An 18,822-nucleotide genomic window follows, 5' to 3' on the forward strand; every position below is an offset into this window, starting at 1 on the left:
ATCAAGCTCCTCTGTTTGTTTATTCATCGTAGAAAGTCATATGAGGTTTGGTCTCACGGTAATACGCAAGCCGGTCCTGAAGATTGCCTGTATGCAGCTCAAACTTATGTCCATCTGGATCGGTAAAATAAATCGACTGCCGGTCCGCCGCCGCGCGCTCCCGCCCGGTTAGGATATTCACACCGTGTTCCTCTAACTTATGCAGCCAAGCATCGAACTCCGACTCCGCAATCGTAAACGCCATATGCGTGTAAGACTGGTGAATCTCGTTTCGAGGTATATCCTTCTCCTCGTTGAGCGCGACCCAAAGCCCGCCCAAGTCGAAATAAGCCAGCGACCTGCCAACGACAAGCAGCTTCGCCCCGAATACTTGCTCATAGAAGGTAATTGACTGCTGCAAATTAGATACCGAGAAGCAGAGGTGATTTAACTTTGTAAGCTTCATTGTACGATCTGCTCCTCTTTCGCATTCGTTATTGATATTGCTTGCGCTGCGTTGCCGTTTCTTTAATCCAAGCGTCTAGCTCGTCCCGGCTTACATAGATTTCATTACTGATCTTGAAGTAAGGGAACATTTTGCCGGAATAACTGCCATTCGACTCTAGAATTGTGTCTTCGAGTGTAATTATCGTGTTAATCTCATCTACGGTGAGATGCATATATTCCGCCGTCTCGGCAAGATTCATCAGCGGTCCGTACTGGCTCGCATCGCCTGCGTGACGGTTGTCTTTCAATAGATAACAGCCTCCAAGTATTGAAGCTGCAATAATAATGGCACACAATAGATTGCTATATGAAAATGATTTCATTGCTGCACCGTCCCGCCTATTCTGAATAGTTCAAGCTCCTCCAACAGCAGCTGCCGGTCCCATTCGACCTCTTCCGGTATGGGGTAGGACGTAACACTGTTGAGAACGCCTTCCTTAAATACACAGTAATGGTTGTAACAGGCTTGATGCTCAAGCATATAAGGCATATATTGGGGCAAATGCGTCGCAACCCCGACATTATCCGGATGCATAATCCAAGCGATATCTTTCCAATCGAGGATGCCTTCATCCGTCTTCACCGGAGTTGCATATGGATAGTCTGCGTCTACTTCAGCTGTATATAAATACATCCCGCCAAAATAATCCTCATCGACCTGCCACGTCACAAGCCCTTTGAACTTCACGCGTATATCGCTAGCCTTAATACCCGTTTCCTCGAGAATCTCGCGCATAATCGAATCCCGCGCCATTTCCCCTTCTTCCAGCTTGCCGCCGACTCCGTTCCAAGCACCCATCCACGATGGCTTTTCCCGGTTCAGCAGCAGAATTTGATTATTTCTGCGAATGAAGCCGATATTGTATTTGATCATGCAGCAGTTCCTTTACTTGTTTTCTTGTTTGGAGAATAATGACTTGCTTACCGCTCTCAGCTGCTTGCTCCAGTTTGCTCAGCGTGTCCTTGCGGCTTCGTTTCGGATAATTCCATACCCATTTGACAAAAGCCCAATCGATCTTTTCCTGGCAGCCTTCATTCATATCCGGACGCGTCTTCTTATGGAACATAATTCTTCGCTTGAAAATCCGGTACATACACAGCCATCTTGGCATGTCCAGCAAAATAACCAAGTCAGCCCGTTCAATCCGCTTACTCATCGTGCGTGAATAGTTCCCGTCAATGACCCATTGCTCTTGCATCGTTAAGTGCTCAATGGTTTGGTCCCACTCCGCTTCCTGCGGCATCACCCAATTCGGTTTCCAGAAATAGGTGTCAAGATGAATGACAGGAAGAGACCATGCGCGGCCAAGCTGCTGCGCCAGAGTGGATTTGCCAGCTCCCGAAGAGCCGATGATAAGAATGCGGTTCAATTCCGTGCGCCTCCTATGGCTTCAATAGAGCCTGAATTGCTTGCTGCAGCTTCTCTTTCACTGCATTCGGCGGTTCTGGATTCGCATCTTGCTCCGGCTCCAGCCATCCGAAGCCATCGCCTTCATATCTCGGGAATACATGCATATGATAGTGTCCGAGATCGTTAAATTGTCTCCCATTCTGGATGACGCTGATGCCATCCGGCTTATAAACGGCCGACAACGCATGACTTACGTGAACCGATGCCGCCATTATGGCAGAAAGCACAGCTTGATCCATCTCCACAAGCTCTGCGTAATGCCTCTTGGGGAGAATGAGCGTATGTCCTTCATTAAGAGGAGCAATGTCTAGTACGCATGTGACGTATTCATCTTCATAGACGACCTCGCATGCCTGCCAACTGTTCGCGATGCTGCAGCCTAAACAAGTCGTACTCATTCGCTATTACCTCGCATTAACCGTGCGATCTCTTGCGCATTCGAGCTCGAAGATTGCTCCAGCTTGCTGATGACGAGTGCTTGGCGCTCTTTGGAATGATTTTGGCTTAGCTTCCATTTCCCTTCCACACGATCCATACGTATACGGAACCCGACGATTCCCTTCATCAGTCCGTCTACGACTCCCCGGTTCGAATCGTCAATGTGGTACTCACTTCCCGGCTCCTCGTAGGTTACGACCATTTGGTTCAAGCATTGCAGCAGTTCTGCCTCGTCTTCAATGAACTCGATCTGACCGTATGCATGAACAGCGGTATAGTTCCAAGTCGGCACGGACTGGTTCGTTTCATACCACGAGGAGGAAATGTAGGCGTGCGGCCCATGGAAGATAGCCAGCACCTCTTGCCCGTTAATATCCACCCACTGCCGATTCGCTCTCGCAAAATGCCCAATTAGGCACCGGTTCTCCCGATCCAATATGAGAGGTAGATGCGTCACTGTCGGATGTCCTCCGCTCATTGAGAAGAGCGTCGCAAAGCTGTATCGCTCCATGTGGGCGAACAATGTCGCTTCGTCCTCCATAAGCGTATGTTTTGGAATGTACATGCTTACTCCCCCCTCTTAGCAGCTTCTATCTAGTCATTGCCATTACCAATTGCTACGATCATATGAATATCGAGCGGCTCTTTCATCAATAGCTTCTCATCCGGGTTGGAAGTCAGCCGCGCTCCGCTGCTATGGTAAAAAGACACAGCCGAGCGTGTCTCCGTCGATGAGATATAGAGCGACTTCGCCCCTCTTCGGATAGCTTCCTCCCGAATCTGCCTGAAGATTGTGCTGCCGATCCCTTGCCGGCGATAGGCCCGGCTCACATGCATGAGGTCCACTTGCAGCTGATCTCGCAGCTCACCGATGAATGTTGCAGCAAGCACGCCGAAGCCGGCTAGTTGCTCACCGTCGAACGCACCAATAGCGAAGCCGCCTCGTTCACATTCCTCGGCAAACCTCTGCTCCATCTCTGTCATTAGTTGTTGATCCCAAGCTGGACACTCAAGTTCTACTTCTCGCTCTGTCATCATGCCATTACGCATCTCGTAGATGAGGTCGATATGCTCGGAACGGTCGATTTGGCTCAGCTTCGATGCATCTGTGGCAGTCATCTCGCGATATTGAATCATAGATGATCAACCTCCGTGGATTCTACTAATAGATGTCCAATTTCTCTTTTACCGTTAAGCCGAGCTCGCCATTATCCTTCAATAAATCGACATTAATGGTGGCTTCACCTTTGTAACCAGGCTCGATATAGCCGAAAATAGCTGCTTGCTGCTTACCATGTCCCGTCTCATAAACAAGCATAATACTTGCTTCTCCACGGACATCTGGGACAAGGTGGACTCGCTTGGTCGAATGGGCTCTCACCGTTACGACCTTCGGTCCACCGGGATAATCAATGGATAAGTGATTCAAATCCTTATCCAGATTATTCTTAATCGTAATTTGAAAGCCGCCATGATCATGATCAACCACAAACATAACCGCGAAGAAGGCGACAATCGCTACGCATGCGAGCAATATGGCTTTTTTCAAATGCTACAGATCCTTCCCCATACAGACACTATCTTCGCTGCCGATATACGGCTCGTAATTGGCGATCTGCTCGTACCCGAGCTTCGTATACAAAGCGATTGCTTCCGGCTGTCCCGTGCCTGTCTCGAGAATCGCTCTTCGGTTGCCTTCGCGCTTCGCCCATTGCTCAAGTTCGTTCATGATCGCGCGGGCAATACCCCTTCCGCGATTCTCCTCCAGCACGAACATTCGCTTCATCTCGACGACGCCGGACTCTTCGGCTTGCCGAAAACACCCGCAGCCTACCGGCTCATTATCCGCGTAGGCCACGATTGCTCTCACATCCAATTTCACTTGATTGAACGCATGGTAGAACTGCTGCGTGTCCGGGTATCTATCCCATAAATCCCGATCAAGCAGCTCGGTCATATAGACAAAATCCAAATGATCTGCCGACACTTTCTCCAGTTGAATGCCCATCGTTTACACATCCTTATTCTGTTGATCGTACTCTTTCATCAATTCTTTCATCTTAACTAAATTGGACCTAATCGGGTCAAGCAAGGCAAAGATCGCTCCGATGATGATGCACAGCGCTCCGAACCAATAGTTCAAGGATAGATCCAGCGCATAATTATCAGGGGTATATGACCCTGCGGCAGCCGCTTGAAAGGCAGCATATCCTAGTTTCACTGTAAACTCCTCAACCAGCTTGGATATGGTAACGATGCTCACACCGACCAGAATCGAAACAATCGACAGAATCATTCTAACTATCTTCAAGCAATCCCTTCCTTTCGGGCTCCACTCATCATGACTCATCTATGCCCCAAGCCCCGCTCTCACAATCTTAAGCAGCTGCTCCTTATGATCGGGATGGCACGCGATGATATAAGGCTCATTACTCATACCCGTGAACGGATTGCCGTCAAAATCAATAACGACACCGCCCGCTTCCTTCACCATGAGCAGTCCTGAGTACAGATCATCGCCTTCTGAGTTGTATAGGACTATGCCATCCAGATTTCCTTTTGCCAGCATACACCAGAGCAAGGTCGGTGCCCAAAGCCGCAGCATTCGCTTAAAGCTCGTATCAATATGCTGTCTAAGCGCTACAGCAGTAGAATCATTCTGTACGCCATGCCCCTGGATCCAGCCAATATTCCCTCTGGCCAGGTTCGCAGTGGGCTTAACCTCGATTCGATGTCCATTGCAGAACGCGCCTTCGCCTCGTACAGAGACGAATAGCCGATCAGTCAAGGGCTCATAGATGACGCCCAGTACCGGCTCGCGCTTATAGATCAAGGTTATGGATGTCGAGAACACCGGCAGTCCAATTGCAAAATTATTCGTTCCGTCCAACGGATCAATCATCCACAGCCAATCGCTCTCCTCACCGAGGATACCCGCTTCTTCACTATGGATTTGGTGCTCGGGAAAAGCTTCCCTGATGCGCTGGATAATGACTTCTTCTGCAATCAAGTCTACTTCCGTAACCATATCGCCAAACTCATCTTTTGTTCGGAGCTCGGCGAAATTATCGAATTTCGCCTTGCATATTTGACCTGCCTCGCGAATAACAGTCTCTGCAAGCAATCTAGCGGCATGAATGGTTGTCTCGTACAAGCTGCGTCACCTCGGACCTATTAGAGTTGAGCAATATTTTACCATATACACCCATTTATCGCAGTAAATTTTCGTTAAGGAGCCTCAACCTTATCGACAATTCTCCACTTGCCGTGACCTAGCTTAACAGTCAACTGGATAGGAACACGGAATGAGCCATAATTCACGCCCGAGTCTACACCTGATCCAGACCCCATATACGTGTAATTAATCCATACTTTTGCGCTTGTGAATAAATGCGCTACAGCACCTGTGCTCAGAGAAAACTCGATCTTATCGCCAGGTGAAGAAGGATAGCTCTCTTGCCTTGTGAAGTAAGGCAGAACCTCCTCGGCCACATAGATGCCTCTCATCTCATTATCTTGCTCAGGGTGGAGATAGATCGTTCTCAGCGTATCTTTCACGCTGCTTAATATCCACGCATAGAAGACGGCATACACCATTAGAAAAACAAGCAGGGATGCGAGCACCCATTTCAATTTAAATATCATGCGCAACGTTAGCTCTGCCTCCTCTACCAGTATCTCATTCTCCTATACCGACACAGCATCAGACAGATGAGATAGGTGATACTTATGACTCCAACGAGCCGATAGATATTCGAAGTCGTGAGCATTACAACGCCATATGGCACACTCCAGAGGAACGCGGCGATAAGAATAATAATACGCGATTGCAATAAGCCGATGGCAAACAAGCAAGCTGGCAGCACGATCATCACGAATGAATGAACAGGACTAAACTTCGTCATCCCCTCGAAAAAAGGATTTTGCCAAGCGAGCAGCATCCAGATTAGCAAAGCCAATACGCATGCGAAATAGCCCATTTGTTTAATTAGCGCCAGCTTCACGGCAATCTAGCTCCTTTATCGCAAATTAACGAATCTCACGGTTATGTATCGTACCGAACATGCCTGTTAGGCCATCGTGCTTATGAAAGCCGTACTTGTTATAGAAGTCTTCTTTCCCTTGAGCTGCGAATAAACCGATGAATGCCTTCTCCGGTGCGTGCTCGGACAAGTAGCTTCTGATCGATTCCATGATGAGCTTGCCAATCCCCTGCCCTTGATAGTCTGGCCTTACGGCAATATCTTGAACATAGAAGAAGATATGTCCGTCCCCAACGACGCGGCCCATTCCAATTGTTTCATCGCCAATTTGCACAACGACGCCATATAACGATCGGCTGAGTGCCGCTGCTGCCGCTTCAAAATTCATAAAGTCTTCCCATCCCACTGCGCGGCATAACCGTGTGTATTCTTCAATCGTCGCTACTCTATGTACAGTCTTAATAGATTCGTTCATCTTGTCCTCCTATAGATGCGATACGGTCTTTCGAAATACCCCATTCTTGAAACAATAGCTTCAGCTCTTCGGCAGTTCGTTCGATGAACGCAAGCACGGCTTCGGTTGTGAAATGGAGCGGCTCCATCTTAGGCTCGTGATCGGGCTCGCCCAACCAATCTAGCTTCAACTCCCGATAGTGGCTCACTTCGTGCTCCGAGACAAGCGGCTCTATACCATCAGGCAGCGCTTGCCGAAGTGCAAGCAGTACTGCACTCGCCCATGACTGAGTCCGAAGCAGAGCGAATTCCGTCTGGCTAACCTCTTCGTTATAGACATCCCGAATGCTTCGATCCTGCTTCTCCCTGTTGAAGTCCTGCTCAAACCTTGCATAGATCGTATCCGTCCACCTCATATCAGCGTATACATGCGCGATATACCCAAGTATGAAGTCTGCCCGTACACTCTCCCGATTATCTCCAAGATAATGCAGGCAAGCTTGTTTCAACTGTTCGACATTGGGGAGTTGTCCTTCCGTAACGAAATGCGTCGCGCCTTTCTCCTCACGGGTCACATGTCCCCTCGCATGGATCGCATCCGGTGCAATGCTTCCGAGCAGGAAGCTGGGGGACGGCTGTCCATCGTACAATTTCTCCGCAATTCCAAAATGAACCATTGGCCAAGGCATACTCATCCGCCTCCTGTATGTATTAGCTTCGTCCCCGTTTCCTTACAGCTTGAGTTCCATCTCGTGCGTCGCTTTGAAGCCCATTGTCTCATAGAGATGCCTTCCTGCGGGAGAAGCCAGCAGCCGAATCGTCTTCACGCCGCTTGCTTGAAGCCAGCTAATTGCTTCTTCTGTAAGTCGCCGTGCATAACCGCGATTTCGGTACTCCGGCATCACGTAGACGTCTCCGATAAATCCGTAACGATCCGGCTCATAGAAGCTGTAGGGAATATCCGACTTCAAGAACGCACCTGCACACGCGACAACTCTTCCTTCTTCTTCCAAGACGAAGTGGATAGCAAGAAGGTTTCGATACATCTCGCCATAGACCGCGTGAATCTCAACAGGTGCATCCGCCTTAAGGTAATGCTTGATGCCGGCTTCTTCGAACATCCTTATTTTCAGATCAACAATGGTCTTTATTTCATCTGTAGTCGCTTGTCGGATCAATTGTGGCATGTCCGCGAGAATCCGCTCAAGTACGACACGCACACCATCTTCATCGTTCGTTAACGTAACCTCGTCCGCTGCTTCCTGCACATCGCGTGGCGCATTTCCCATCGCAACGGAATAGCCTGCCGCTTGCAGAAGACCGAGATCATTATAGTCGTCGCCAAAAACAATGATATCCGCCATCGTAAACCCGAGCTTCCCGCACAGAAGCTGGACTCCCGCTTCCTTCGAGGCAGACAGAGACATGATTTGGACCAGCTTGCCGCCATCAGTAACTACGATATTTAATCGGGAGGAAAATCTTGAAGCTAGCGAAGTTATGGCCGGTTCATCAATGGAAGAGAGTAGGATTTTGGTAGGATGGTGTTCTTTCAGTTCCTCAATCGATTTGCGAATCGGATTACCCTTCCTTCGCGCGACGACTGCGTAATCCACAACCCCTAGACAGAACCATTCATCCTTCACTTCTACGCTAAATTCCACATTTGGCGCAATCTCGAGGCAGTGGTCCAGGAACTCACCGAATAATTGCTTCTCAATAGGAAAATGATGCTCTTCGCCGCCAGAAGGACTGCAGACGAACGCACCATTGTAATAAATGAAATTGCCTATCGCGTATAAGCGTTCAGACAGCAGCTCTCTCACCGCACGGGGAGGGCGCGCCGTCGCATAGATAATCGAGAGACCGCGCCTATGACACGCAAGCACAGCTTGCTCCGTCCGCTCCGAAACTTCTTTATTCGAATCAAGCAGCGTACCATCCAGGTCAAGTACGAGGGCTGAGATTGTCATGGTTCACATCCTCTGAATTTGGCGTCTGCGATTTCTCATGCAGCTCGGCGACCAGCTTGCGGAAGCTTGTTCGCGCCGATTCGTTCAGCTCAAGATCTCGCACATATTCGTTATTAAATAGCAGCTTCTTGATAGCCTCATCCGTCTTGATGACGAAGCTGTAATGCTCGTTGCTCGCATAGAACTGATCGAACCATTCCTGTTCTTTCTTCAGCTTCTTCAGCCGCTTCCTGTATCTCCGCTCGTCTTTGCTGGCAAACAAGCCAGAGCTCAGGTCTACCATGCTTTCTCCAAGCGCCTCTATGAGGGACGAGATTCCATCAGCTACCAAGATCATGCTGAACCACCTCTTATTCAGAATAATGATGTTAATGTTTAATACAGCCTCTTCTCATAGCTCTCGCGAAGTGCGGCTGCTATCTCTTCTTCCGTCTTGCCGAGCTTGCTGGTATGATCAACCAGAATGCGCGCCGGCTTCGGAAGTGTATCCTGATCGGGCCAGCTTGCCGGCTCCCACAGCTTCGAGCGCTTGAACGCTTTGGCACAATGGATGTAGCCTTCCTCGATTTCTACTCCAATTCCAAGAAGAGGTGTTTTGCCGTGTGCCTCCAGCGGCTGCAGCAGCTCTTGATCTTTGATAATGCAAGCGCGACCGTTAATGCGCAGCGTCTCTTCGAGCCCAGGGATTATAAATATAAGTCCGATTCGGGGATTAGCAAGTAGATTCCGAAGAGTATCCATTCGCTTATTGCCAGGACGTTCCGGAATGAGGAGATGTGTTTCACTCAGCACCGCCACGAATCCCGCTGCATCGCCGCGCGGAGATACATCGCATGCCCCCGTTGCGTCGCTAGTTGCGACAAAGACTAAAGGTGCCTTCGCTATAAACTCCCTGCAATGCCGATCGAGTGTTGTAACGACCTTGCTTCGTACGAGCTCGCTCGGATGTCCAAGCATCGAACGCAGCTCCTCTTCTGTATGAACGATCTCTTTAAAGAATGGTTTCATCATCGTTGTCCTCCATCTGTGCAGCAGTCAGTAGTTCAGCCGTGAGAATATCCTCTCATTATAGCAGTCGCTGAAAAAGCTGGAAATAACAAGAAGGCTACAGCGCCGATTATGCGTTGTAACCTTCCGTTTCTCATTAAAAGTTATGTATCTTGCCGCTTACAAATACCGTTTCAAATTATTCAGAATGATGCTGTACGCGTTCGGCCATAAATGGATGCCTTCTACGGTGAATTCTGGCTTCAAATCTCCTTCGTCGTTCGTTAAGCCTTCGTTCACGTTAATGAATGTAAATCCATGCTCTTCGGCTAATTGTTCGATTCCTTCGTTCGCCTCTAGAATGTTGGCGTTGGTTCGGGTGGCAAACATCGGTATCTTATCGTTGCTATCGATTCCAAAATCCGCTTGCGCGTTGATTGGATAATAGGCCATCACGAACACTTCGCATTGCGGCAAACGGGCTTTAATCTGATCCATGATGCGATTGTAATTCACAAGCAGGGTCTCTTTGCTGTACCCGTCCAGCCCAGCGCCACCGATATCATTCGAGCCAATATTAATGAAGAGCTTGCTTGGCTCCAAGTCAAAAATACAAGTGTCCATCGATTGCAGCAGATCTGCGCTCGTCGTACCGCCAATTCCACGATTATAGATGACCCGGTCAAGACCAAGATTCAACGTCAGCTGCAATTCGTAAATAGGAAAACCTTCCATAAGAGATGATCCTACAAATAAGATTTGCCCTTTCTTGGCGAACTGGTTCAGCATGCGGTACTCATTCAACTTGGGTTCGTTCATAGCAATCACTCCTGGATAGATGATTTTGTGACCAAAGCCAGCACTTCTATGATCCTACTACAATCTGATCTGACTCCAAAAATTCCTCACGACAACTCTGATAAAAGCTTCTTCGACTCATTCCCGCTGCGCTAAAAACGCTCTTATGTTGCTGCCATACAATAACTAAAGTGCCTTCGAGAAGGATTCTATGTATTCTTCTTGATATGCGATTATGGATGTTACCTCTATGTTGAGCCAGTTTATGAAGGGTTTCTGATTGAAACTGAACATGCTTCTCTTCATCTTGCAAGATCTGATTGCATAAATCGATCAAAGTTTGCGACTTTGTAGAGTCCTTCAGAGCTTTATAATAAATCTTCGCAATAATCTCAGCGGTTATCAAGACAATAATGGATAATTCCAATCCAGCACATTTACGCAGCTTTCTAAAAACTTGATCAACCCAGTGATTACGAATAAGCTGAATTTCTTGCTTTCTCATGAATCTTGCTAAATCCCGGGCGTGACGCTGTTCTTCTCGTATAAACTCTACTAGTGAGTCATAATAATCATGATCTTGCGTTCTAGATACATATCTTTTTGCGCTGTTGATTAAGTGCTTTCCTTCTGAATTCTCACCTAATTGAAACTGTTGGATTGACTTCATAATAACTTGACGTTCATATAGTGATAACTCGTAGCTATCATCCCAGCTAATAGAATTCAGATTTAAGCTATTATCTATAAAATATTTCTTCCACTTAGAAAAATCAATGTCCATGAGCGTGCTCCTATAGAAATTTGCTCAAATATGAAGAAGCTGCCGGAGAACCGGCAGCCTCAGTTGGTGTTTACACAGGATGTTATTCCATTCCAGATTATAGCCTTAGATCAGTCATTCAATGGTTTTTTGCCAGTATGCGCCTTCAGATAATCGTTGGCGGAGTTGATCGCTTCTTTCGCTTGCGCCAACGTCACTTCGTCTTGCGGCTTGAAATTACCATTCTCGTCCAGTTGCACGATGCCGTATTTGAGCGCTCGTTGAATGGCACCGGAGCTGACTACATTAATTTGGTCTCCATCCTTGATATCCGCCGGAACCAGGTTGATCATCGGCAGATTGCCCCCGCTCTCCATAGCCTGTACGAGAAGCACGGTAAATGTTTCACGGTTCAGGTTGGCATTGGGATCGAGTTCCTCAATTAGGGACGGCTTCACGCCTATCCCGTCGGCAATCAATTGCAAGCCTTGCGAGACGGATACTTTAGCATCCTCAATTGCAGGTGCGGCGTGAGCCTTCAAGTATTCCAGAGCATTGTAGATTTCTTCGACGGCTTCTGCACGGGTGATGATCAACTTAGGATTCATGTTTCCATCCTCCCCCAGTTTAATGACGCCGTAATGCAATGCGCGCACGATCGCACCGGAATATTCCACGTTAATTTGGTCTTCATCTGTAATCTTGACTGCAGCTGGCTTAATCATAGGCAGCTTGCCGTTTGCTTCGAAAGCGTGGATCAATTCATACGTGAATCTTTCTCTCGTGAGCGGTTGATTAGGACTCAAGTCTTTCGGGAAGTCGAGCCCGTTGACCGCAGCAACAATGAGTGCATTCGCGTACCATTCGCCGTCTTTCGCGTTCGGGAAGTAATCCGATGCTTTCGGCTCTTTCACGAACCGAACTAAATCCAGGTTCAGATTCAGCGCGTTAACGATCAATTGGATGCCTTGCGCTTCCGTCATAATCGCATGCGGAGCAAATTGAGTGGTCGAAACGCCTTGTACTAAGCCCCGCTGCTGCAGGGAGATGATTTTATCCTTTGTCGCACTATTGTCCAAATCCGTGAATTCAGAAGTCGCTGCGAAGCTTTGCCCCGCGAAAGCAACCAACATTGCCGCCGTCGCCATCATCGTAACCATCTTGTATTTCTTTCTCATCATTCCATCCACCTCATGCAGTTAATTTGGGTCATACAAATAGATGGACGGGCCTTGGTTAAAAAAGGTTACAGTGTGTAGATGTTAAGAGATTGTAAATTTGTTCACGCGCTATCCAACCAACCGCTCTTAAAGTTGAATCGGCCGCATCCCCTGCTCCATGGAATCCGTGATCGCTTGCGTAAACTTCATATAGCGCACACCTTCCTCGAACGAAGGAACGCCTTTCTCTCCATCCGCCACGGCACGCAGAAATTGCTCCTCAACTTCCCATTGCTGGACTAAATCTACAGGTATGTCGATTCTGCGCTCTCCCTCACTCGTATTCACAAACACGAAGGGCTCGCCCGGTATGCATCGTAGCGTCCCTCGGCTTCCGTGAATCGTCAAGCTGCTCGCATCGATCGCGGCAGCACCGGTGAACAAGGCAGTGAGAGTTGCTCCTCTCTCAAACTGCCCTATGACTGTAACCGAATCAGGCAAATCCACCTTGGATTTGCCGTCACGGTCGGCTGGCCGCTCGGTCACCCAGGTTTTGCCGAGTGCGCTTAAGTGGCTGAGCGGACCGAACCACCGGTTCAGCACCTCGCCCATTATGCCAACGTCCAGCAGATTGATTCCTTGCAAATCATGACGTTGACGCCAATGCAGAGGCTTATCCGAATCATTCAGCGAGCTCGTCGCATGATGCAGGACGATATGGCGAACTTCACCGAGCTGTCCATCTGCCAAATATTGCATCACGAAAGGTTCGACCGCCATATAGGTTGGAGGAGGACAAAGCATAGTTGTAAGCTTCGTATTCCGATCTGCTTCGAGCATCTCCTCGGCCTCAGTTAAATTCATAGCCATTCGCGCCTGACAAAATACATGCTTGCCCTTGGATAGCGCATAACAGCTGATTTCCTTGTGCATATAAGGCGGTGTGCAGTTAAAGATGATGCGGACCTCCGGATCATCCACGACTTCCTTCCAATTCTCATACACTTTGGCGAATCCGAACGCCTCCGCCACCTTCCTGCTGCTCTCCAGACTGCGATTGGCTACAGCAACGAATTCGACTCCTTCGATCTTCTGCAAATTAGGCAAATGCCGGGATATCGCGATCCCTCCGGCACCGATCATTCCGATTGGAAACTGTTTCATGTTCTTCCCTCTTCTCTCCATGACATTGTAATTCCATTATGATTCGCTTCTACTGCAAGAAGTAAAGTATAGTAGGAGTAGTTGAAAATATATTCTAGGAGGCTACAGCCATGTCACAGGATATTTGGATTAACTTGCCGGTTAATGATGTTGAGAAGTCTACTGCCTTCTTCAATGAGATTGGATTCCATGCAGTGAGCTTTGGTAACGAGAGAGCCAAGCTTGCCATTGGCCAAACAACGATTCTGCTGTTCCCAGTTGCGGCGTTTGAGAAATTTACAGGTTCAAAGATTACAGATACTTCCCATAACGCAGAAGTCATATTCTCCATTGGTGCTGGGAGCAGAGAAGAAGTCGATGCCTATATTCAAAAAGTAGAGTTTGCCGGAGGAAGCATCTTTGGCAAGCCGAATGAAATTGACGGTTGGATGTACGGCGCAGGATTCGCCGACCTGGATGGTCACCGCTGGAATCTGCTGTACATGGATGAGAGCAAAATGCCGAAGCGCAAATAGAGAAACGCCGGTTACCGCTTATGGTCACCGGCGTTTTTGTTACCCGTATAAACTGATATACTGCGTAAGATTACTCCTTCAATCTGTAGCTAACGAATGCCAATCGACTGCTGTCGGGAGACCACGAATTGACGTTAATGGTTCCCTGTCCGCCGAACAACTTAACAAGCGTACGGAATTCGCCGCCTGAGCTAGGCATGATGCGAATTTCAACTTCCTTGTTGGGAGGATGGTCACCGGGAGCGACATCGCCTTTGCGGTATGTAATATAAGCTACATTTTCTCCATCAGGAGAGATATGCGGAAACCAGTTGTTGCTTTCATCGAATGTCATCTGAATCTGCTCGCTGCCATCGGCATTCATGCGCCATACCTGCATAAGACCCGTGCGAACAGAATTGAACCAAATGTGTTTGCCGTCCGGTGAATATTCAGGCCCATCATTCAGTCCAGCGGTATGCGTTAACTGCGTTTCGATACCTCCGTCTACAGGAATGGTATAAATATCGTATTCACCATTCCGCTCTGCGCAATAAGATAGCGTAGTTCCGTCCGGCGACCATCCGTGCAAATAACTTGGAGCCATTGGCGTAACCAGCACCGGTCTGCCACCTAGCAAAGGGAAAATATAAATGCGAGACTGCCCGTCCTCGTAAGTATGATGGCTGACGGCGACGTGCGAGTTATCGGGTGAAAGTACGTGGTCGTTATTACATTGAGTGGCGAAACCCGATTCGATCATCGCGCTTTCCCCTGTACCGAGGTCATATGAATACAGATGTCCCAAGCTGTTATAGATGAGATAATTGCCGTCGCCAGTCCAATTAGGCGCTTCGATCAGATAATCGAACTCGGCCAAGATGCTGCGCTCGCCGCTCCGCACATCAACGGTTTCCAGAATACTCGTTACGTTTCTGCCTACTTCTTTACGGGGTTCTTCTAACCGCTTCATCCTACATTCACCTCGGTTTTAAATTGTGGCTTTCATGCACGTAGCCTATTCTGCTATTCTTGTACTCTTTTATTGTAAGCACAAGTTGACCGATAGGTATATCTTTTTCTACCTTATAGCTTCAGCAGTTCCGATTCAGCTATGTGCTTGGTTAGCTTGTCTAACTTAGAAGACGGAAACCAGTCTGATTGAGTCATACTGCTTCCATATTTAATTACATGAGTTACAGTACATGCAGACATATATATGTTGTGATGGATGAACGGGTTTACCAATATGGAGCCCCCATGTTTAATCATTCTCAAAGAAAGCTCACCCTCAGAAGTCAATTCGGCATATACCAGCCAACCGCTCTGAATCACATATAATTCAGTAAGCTCTTTATGAAAATGACTGTTTTGCCATCCACCTACGTTTGGTGCTTCCGTTCTTATATAAGATGTTCCGTCCGAGCTTATCAATCGGAATCGTCGTTCACCATTGTCCATTCGTTGATGCAACGTTTCGATTCCTAAATCTCGGGCTTCTTCATCAGAAATCCTTTTGGGCACATTGAACCCCCCTTCCTTAAACAGCAGATACATCCTTAAAAACAGAGGAATAGCTCAGTAGGCTTCTTTTAATATCTCCTCAAGCTTTTCCGTAATTTGCCCCCGAAGCTTTGCATGTTTTTCGTCGGAATACTGTAACTCCTTCCAATTCCATAAATCCCCATACTGCCAAACTGGATATGGTTTTTTATCTTCTGGTTCCCATTCATATCGAGGAAATATATGAGCATGCAGAAAAGCTTCCGAGTTTCCGTAAATGGAGTAGTTCACACGTCTGGGGCTACATACCGATTGAATAGCGTCACCGATAAAACTCATATCCAATAGATATTCCTTACGTTGTATAATTGATAGCTCGTTGAGCGAATTAACCTTTGGATACGCTAGTAGAACACAGTAACCAGGCAGAAACTGAGTATCACCAATCACTGCAAAGCCACTTTTCATTTTCGCTAAAACCATTAGGTTTTCTCCACGTTCTATTGCACCAAAACGATCTCTTTTCCATCCCTCGTCCACTGTATCCCTCATTTCTAATCATTCATTCAAAATAAATGTACCACTAAAAACTAAATTCTGAATGGATTAATAGAGCGTACATAATGGATTTAAGTGACTACTTTGGGAGGATTCAACTATGCTGCACGTTAGTGTAAATTTTGTCTTTTTGAACTAAGGTTGATAGAGAAGTCTATTGATTTGTTTTAGATTTCGTTGTTTACACGCGTGTTTAATAGAACTGCGATTTAATATAATGAAAACGCTTCCCCCGATGCGGAGCTGCGAGAATATCAACAAGGAGAGTGATGATTTATGACACAAAAGAAAGGCTTATTTTCACCCAAAAGGTTTTGGGCGGCATTCATGTCCGCGGTATTGATTGGGTCCGCGCTTCTGTTCGCGCAACCCGCTCACGCGGCAGCGTCATCCTTAATCGTTAACAATGTGAACAAGTACGCGACGGACGGTGATCAGGTCTGGGCACAAGGCGGCTGGATGATGAAGGAAGGAGATACCTATTACTGGTACGGCTTGGACACTTCTCAACCTTCAAAGCTTCCTGATAAAACGCCGAATCCGAACTGGAAGAAGAAAGTCAGTGCGTACACGTCAAAAGATCTTGTAACCTGGACGGCACATAGGGAGATAGTCGATTTTCAATCTATTAACACGTACCGAAACAATACGGGAGATACATCCATTCCCGAATTTTCCAACAACACATGGTTCGGCAGACCGCTTGTCCAATATAACAGCGTAATTGATAAATACGTGATGTTCATGGAATACGGCTGCTGCGGCTATCGCAATTCGCTATCGATCTGGTACAGCGATTCGCCAACAGGTCAGTTCGAATTCCAGAAATTCATTCCTAATCCGGGCGGTTACTACGGAAATGGAGATCTTGGTTCGATTATGACCGATGATGATGGCACTACCTACATTACTCAAACGGTTGATTGGAGATTAACGAGCTCGGGAATACCTGACTATAACTCCGGCATTTATATTGGTAAAGTAGAAACGAAGCTGAATACAAACAATCAATATGAGATCTCTGTCACGCCTGTGACGCTTTTGAAGTCTCCTAATAAGGAAGCCACCACGCTCTTCAAAATAGGATCCAAGTATTACATGCTGGCTTCCGAGACGAATGGTTACGAATCCAGCCGAACTTATTATTATACGGCGGATAGCATCACTGGTACTTGGAGCAGTTCTCTGTGGGCAGGAACAACGACTTGGACTGGAGCGAGCTACGCGGGCACAAGTCCTACAGGCGCTAATTCCTTCGATACACAGATCGACCAAATCCTTCCGATTGAAGGAACACAAGAAACGATGTACCTGTATATCGGCGACCGTTGGAACAATATGGATAACAACGCCAAAACAGGGCCTGCCAGCACGGGCCCAGGTCGGAATGCCTTCTATCCGTTGACTTTCGACAGCACAGGTAAGCCGGTTATCAACGGCTATGAGAAATGGTCCATTGACGTGGCAGCCGGAACTTGGTCTTCCCTACCTGCTTCTGTTGTAGATACGAATTTGTCCTATGCTCTTATGAATGGCAACTCGGGGAAAGCGCTTGGCATTACAAGCAATCTGACCACAGACGGGGCGACGCTCGAGCAACGTCCATTCAGTGGTGCGGCAAGCCAATTCTGGAAATTTGTCGATGCTGGAGCAGGTTATTACAACATCCAAAATACCAACAGCGGCAAATATATGGATATCAAGGACAACTCGGCAGCTGATGGCGGACAAAGCATTCAATGGACGGACAGCGGCGCGAATAGTCAGCAATGGCAGCTTATCGACGCCAGCAACGGGTATTATAAAATCAAGAACCGTAACAGCGGCAAAGTGCTTGGCATCAGCGGCGGTTCAGTGGGGGATGGCGCTCCAGTTATCCAGTGGGCAGAGACCGGCTCAACGAACCAAACATGGCGTCTGAATTCGGTTGCTCCAATTGACTTGACGAAGACATATTCCATTACGAACCGCAATAGCGGAAAGACTCTCGGCACAGTATCTGACGCAACAGCGGACGACACAAAGATCGAGCAGCGCACATACACAGGTGCAGCAAGCCAATCCTGGCAATTGGAGTATTCGAATGGCTATTACAAAATCAAAAACCTGAATAGCGGTAAATATATGGATATTTCCGGCGCTTCTACAGCGGACGGAGCAAGCAGCGTCATTAACTCGGCAAGCAGCTCTAACAGCCAGCAATGGCAGCTGGTTGCTGTTGGCGGTGGATACTACAAGCTTAAGAACGTTAAGAGCGGCAAGATGCTTGGCCTCAGCGGCGGCAGCACGGCTGATGGCGCCATTAATATGCAGTGGACAGAATCATCATCCGCCAATCAAAACTGGAGCTTAGTTCTGATTCCGTAAATGTATGGTTCAGTTAGAAAGCTAATACGTGATTTTCCAAGCCCCACTTAGAATGGAACTCTTCAAAAAAAAGGACCTCAACCTCCACTTTCAGTGGAATTTGAGGTCTTTTTTTGTGAGCCGGTTGCATGGAAGCTCTGCTGTTATCGATGTACGATCCCCCGGTAGTGCTTATTTCCATCTTTCGCATTGCTGCCACCAGAGAGAAAGCAACTGGTCAAATGCACCAGCTACGACCGGCATTAGTAAAGTGACTTTTCTGTTATACTGAAAAACATAGAATA

27 protein-coding genes are annotated in these 18,822 nt (G+C 47.6%); 2 read left to right on the top strand and 25 right to left on the bottom strand.

The window, feature by feature from the left end; translation table 11 throughout:
- Positions 1 to 19 precede the first annotated feature (19 nt).
- The 22 genes from fosB to AC0YNX_RS09515 form a co-directional block, all read right to left on the bottom strand.
- Positions 20 to 445 (bottom strand): metallothiol transferase FosB, encoded by a 426-nt coding sequence (gene fosB / locus AC0YNX_RS09410; protein ID WP_475815430.1) that lies wholly within the window; start codon positions 443 to 445, stop codon positions 20 to 22.
- Positions 446 to 473: 28 nt separating this feature from the next.
- Positions 474 to 734 (bottom strand): DNA-binding protein, encoded by a 261-nt coding sequence (locus AC0YNX_RS09415; protein ID WP_475815431.1) that lies wholly within the window; start codon positions 732 to 734, stop codon positions 474 to 476.
- Positions 735 to 805: 71 nt separating this feature from the next.
- Entirely contained in the window at positions 806 to 1,360 is a 555-nt protein-coding gene (locus tag AC0YNX_RS09420) for an NUDIX hydrolase (protein ID WP_475815432.1), read from the bottom strand.
- Positions 1,323 to 1,856, bottom strand: a complete 534-nt coding sequence (locus AC0YNX_RS09425; RefSeq protein WP_475815433.1) for a DNA topology modulation protein — start codon at positions 1,854 to 1,856, stop codon at positions 1,323 to 1,325. Before AC0YNX_RS09425 ends, AC0YNX_RS09420 begins: the two co-directional genes overlap by 38 nt.
- Before the next feature lie 13 nt (positions 1,857 to 1,869).
- A complete protein-coding gene (locus AC0YNX_RS09430; protein WP_475815434.1) occupies positions 1,870 to 2,295 on the bottom strand; it encodes an HIT family protein in 426 nt (141 codons plus the stop codon).
- Positions 2,292 to 2,900 carry an FMN-binding negative transcriptional regulator gene (locus tag AC0YNX_RS09435; RefSeq protein ID WP_475815435.1) on the bottom strand — a complete coding sequence of 203 codons (609 nt, stop codon included), beginning with the start codon at positions 2,898 to 2,900 and terminating at the stop codon, positions 2,292 to 2,294. Before AC0YNX_RS09435 ends, AC0YNX_RS09430 begins: the two co-directional genes overlap by 4 nt.
- Before the next feature lie 29 nt (positions 2,901 to 2,929).
- Entirely contained in the window at positions 2,930 to 3,472 is a 543-nt protein-coding gene (locus tag AC0YNX_RS09440; protein WP_475815436.1) for a GNAT family N-acetyltransferase, read from the bottom strand.
- A gap of 25 nt (positions 3,473 to 3,497) precedes the next feature.
- Positions 3,498 to 3,884, bottom strand: a complete 387-nt coding sequence (locus tag AC0YNX_RS09445; protein WP_475815437.1) for a hypothetical protein — start codon at positions 3,882 to 3,884, stop codon at positions 3,498 to 3,500.
- 3 nt (positions 3,885 to 3,887) lie between these two features.
- Entirely contained in the window at positions 3,888 to 4,343 is a 456-nt protein-coding gene (locus tag AC0YNX_RS09450) for a GNAT family N-acetyltransferase (protein ID WP_475815438.1), read from the bottom strand.
- A gap of 3 nt (positions 4,344 to 4,346) precedes the next feature.
- A complete protein-coding gene (locus AC0YNX_RS09455; protein WP_475815439.1) occupies positions 4,347 to 4,646 on the bottom strand; it encodes a hypothetical protein in 300 nt (99 codons plus the stop codon).
- Between the two features lie 39 nt (positions 4,647 to 4,685).
- On the bottom strand, positions 4,686 to 5,489 hold the full coding sequence (locus AC0YNX_RS09460) for an inositol monophosphatase family protein (RefSeq protein WP_475815440.1): 804 nt from the start codon (positions 5,487 to 5,489) through the stop codon (positions 4,686 to 4,688).
- A gap of 74 nt (positions 5,490 to 5,563) precedes the next feature.
- Positions 5,564 to 5,980, bottom strand: coding sequence for a hypothetical protein (locus tag AC0YNX_RS09465; protein ID WP_475815441.1), 417 nt, complete (start codon positions 5,978 to 5,980; stop codon positions 5,564 to 5,566).
- A gap of 23 nt (positions 5,981 to 6,003) precedes the next feature.
- Complete coding sequence (locus AC0YNX_RS09470; RefSeq protein ID WP_475815442.1) at positions 6,004 to 6,339, bottom strand: hypothetical protein; 336 nt, start codon at positions 6,337 to 6,339, stop codon at positions 6,004 to 6,006.
- 25 nt (positions 6,340 to 6,364) lie between these two features.
- Positions 6,365 to 6,793, bottom strand: a complete 429-nt coding sequence (locus AC0YNX_RS09475) for a GNAT family N-acetyltransferase (protein WP_475815443.1) — start codon at positions 6,791 to 6,793, stop codon at positions 6,365 to 6,367.
- Positions 6,777 to 7,460 (bottom strand): hypothetical protein, encoded by a 684-nt coding sequence (locus AC0YNX_RS09480; protein ID WP_475815444.1) that lies wholly within the window; start codon positions 7,458 to 7,460, stop codon positions 6,777 to 6,779. Before AC0YNX_RS09480 ends, AC0YNX_RS09475 begins: the two co-directional genes overlap by 17 nt.
- 42 nt (positions 7,461 to 7,502) lie before the next feature.
- The gene (locus tag AC0YNX_RS09485; RefSeq protein WP_475815445.1) at positions 7,503 to 8,744 is read right to left on the bottom strand and encodes a Cof-type HAD-IIB family hydrolase; all 1,242 of its coding nucleotides are present in this window, start codon (positions 8,742 to 8,744) and stop codon (positions 7,503 to 7,505) included.
- A complete protein-coding gene (locus tag AC0YNX_RS09490; RefSeq protein WP_475815446.1) occupies positions 8,719 to 9,081 on the bottom strand; it encodes a hypothetical protein in 363 nt (120 codons plus the stop codon). The genes AC0YNX_RS09485 and AC0YNX_RS09490 overlap by 26 nt, the downstream gene beginning before the upstream one ends.
- Before the next feature lie 38 nt (positions 9,082 to 9,119).
- On the bottom strand, positions 9,120 to 9,755 hold the full coding sequence (locus AC0YNX_RS09495; protein WP_475815447.1) for a pyridoxamine 5'-phosphate oxidase family protein: 636 nt from the start codon (positions 9,753 to 9,755) through the stop codon (positions 9,120 to 9,122).
- Between the two features lie 156 nt (positions 9,756 to 9,911).
- A complete protein-coding gene (locus AC0YNX_RS09500; protein WP_475815448.1) occupies positions 9,912 to 10,550 on the bottom strand; it encodes a GDSL-type esterase/lipase family protein in 639 nt (212 codons plus the stop codon).
- A gap of 46 nt (positions 10,551 to 10,596) precedes the next feature.
- Positions 10,597 to 11,313, bottom strand: a complete 717-nt coding sequence (locus tag AC0YNX_RS09505) for a ferritin-like domain-containing protein (RefSeq protein WP_475815449.1) — start codon at positions 11,311 to 11,313, stop codon at positions 10,597 to 10,599.
- Between the two features lie 110 nt (positions 11,314 to 11,423).
- A complete protein-coding gene (locus AC0YNX_RS09510; RefSeq protein WP_475815450.1) occupies positions 11,424 to 12,473 on the bottom strand; it encodes an S-layer homology domain-containing protein in 1,050 nt (349 codons plus the stop codon).
- A gap of 126 nt (positions 12,474 to 12,599) precedes the next feature.
- On the bottom strand, positions 12,600 to 13,616 hold the full coding sequence (locus AC0YNX_RS09515) for a Gfo/Idh/MocA family protein (RefSeq protein WP_475815451.1): 1,017 nt from the start codon (positions 13,614 to 13,616) through the stop codon (positions 12,600 to 12,602).
- A gap of 110 nt (positions 13,617 to 13,726) precedes the next feature.
- Between AC0YNX_RS09515 and AC0YNX_RS09520 the strand changes: the two genes are divergently transcribed.
- Positions 13,727 to 14,131 carry a VOC family protein gene (locus AC0YNX_RS09520; protein WP_475815452.1) on the top strand — a complete coding sequence of 135 codons (405 nt, stop codon included), beginning with the start codon at positions 13,727 to 13,729 and terminating at the stop codon, positions 14,129 to 14,131.
- A 70-nt stretch (positions 14,132 to 14,201) separates the two neighbouring features.
- Here the strand turns inward: AC0YNX_RS09520 and AC0YNX_RS09525 are convergent, their stop codons facing one another.
- From AC0YNX_RS09525 to AC0YNX_RS09535, 3 genes are all read right to left on the bottom strand, one after another.
- On the bottom strand, positions 14,202 to 15,083 hold the full coding sequence (locus AC0YNX_RS09525; protein ID WP_475815453.1) for a TolB family protein: 882 nt from the start codon (positions 15,081 to 15,083) through the stop codon (positions 14,202 to 14,204).
- Between the two features lie 113 nt (positions 15,084 to 15,196).
- Positions 15,197 to 15,634 carry a hypothetical protein gene (locus tag AC0YNX_RS09530; RefSeq protein ID WP_475815454.1) on the bottom strand — a complete coding sequence of 146 codons (438 nt, stop codon included), beginning with the start codon at positions 15,632 to 15,634 and terminating at the stop codon, positions 15,197 to 15,199.
- Between the two features lie 54 nt (positions 15,635 to 15,688).
- Positions 15,689 to 16,153: an HIT family protein gene (locus AC0YNX_RS09535; protein WP_475815455.1), complete on the bottom strand. Its 465-nt coding sequence runs from the start codon at positions 16,151 to 16,153 to the stop codon at positions 15,689 to 15,691.
- Positions 16,154 to 16,447: 294 nt separating this feature from the next.
- On the opposite strand from AC0YNX_RS09535, the gene AC0YNX_RS09540 reads away from it, so the two are divergent.
- A complete protein-coding gene (locus tag AC0YNX_RS09540) occupies positions 16,448 to 18,538 on the top strand; it encodes an RICIN domain-containing protein (protein ID WP_475815456.1) in 2,091 nt (696 codons plus the stop codon).
- Positions 18,539 to 18,822 lie beyond the last annotated feature (284 nt).

It is taken from the genome of Paenibacillus sp. J31R98, assembly GCF_056269245.1.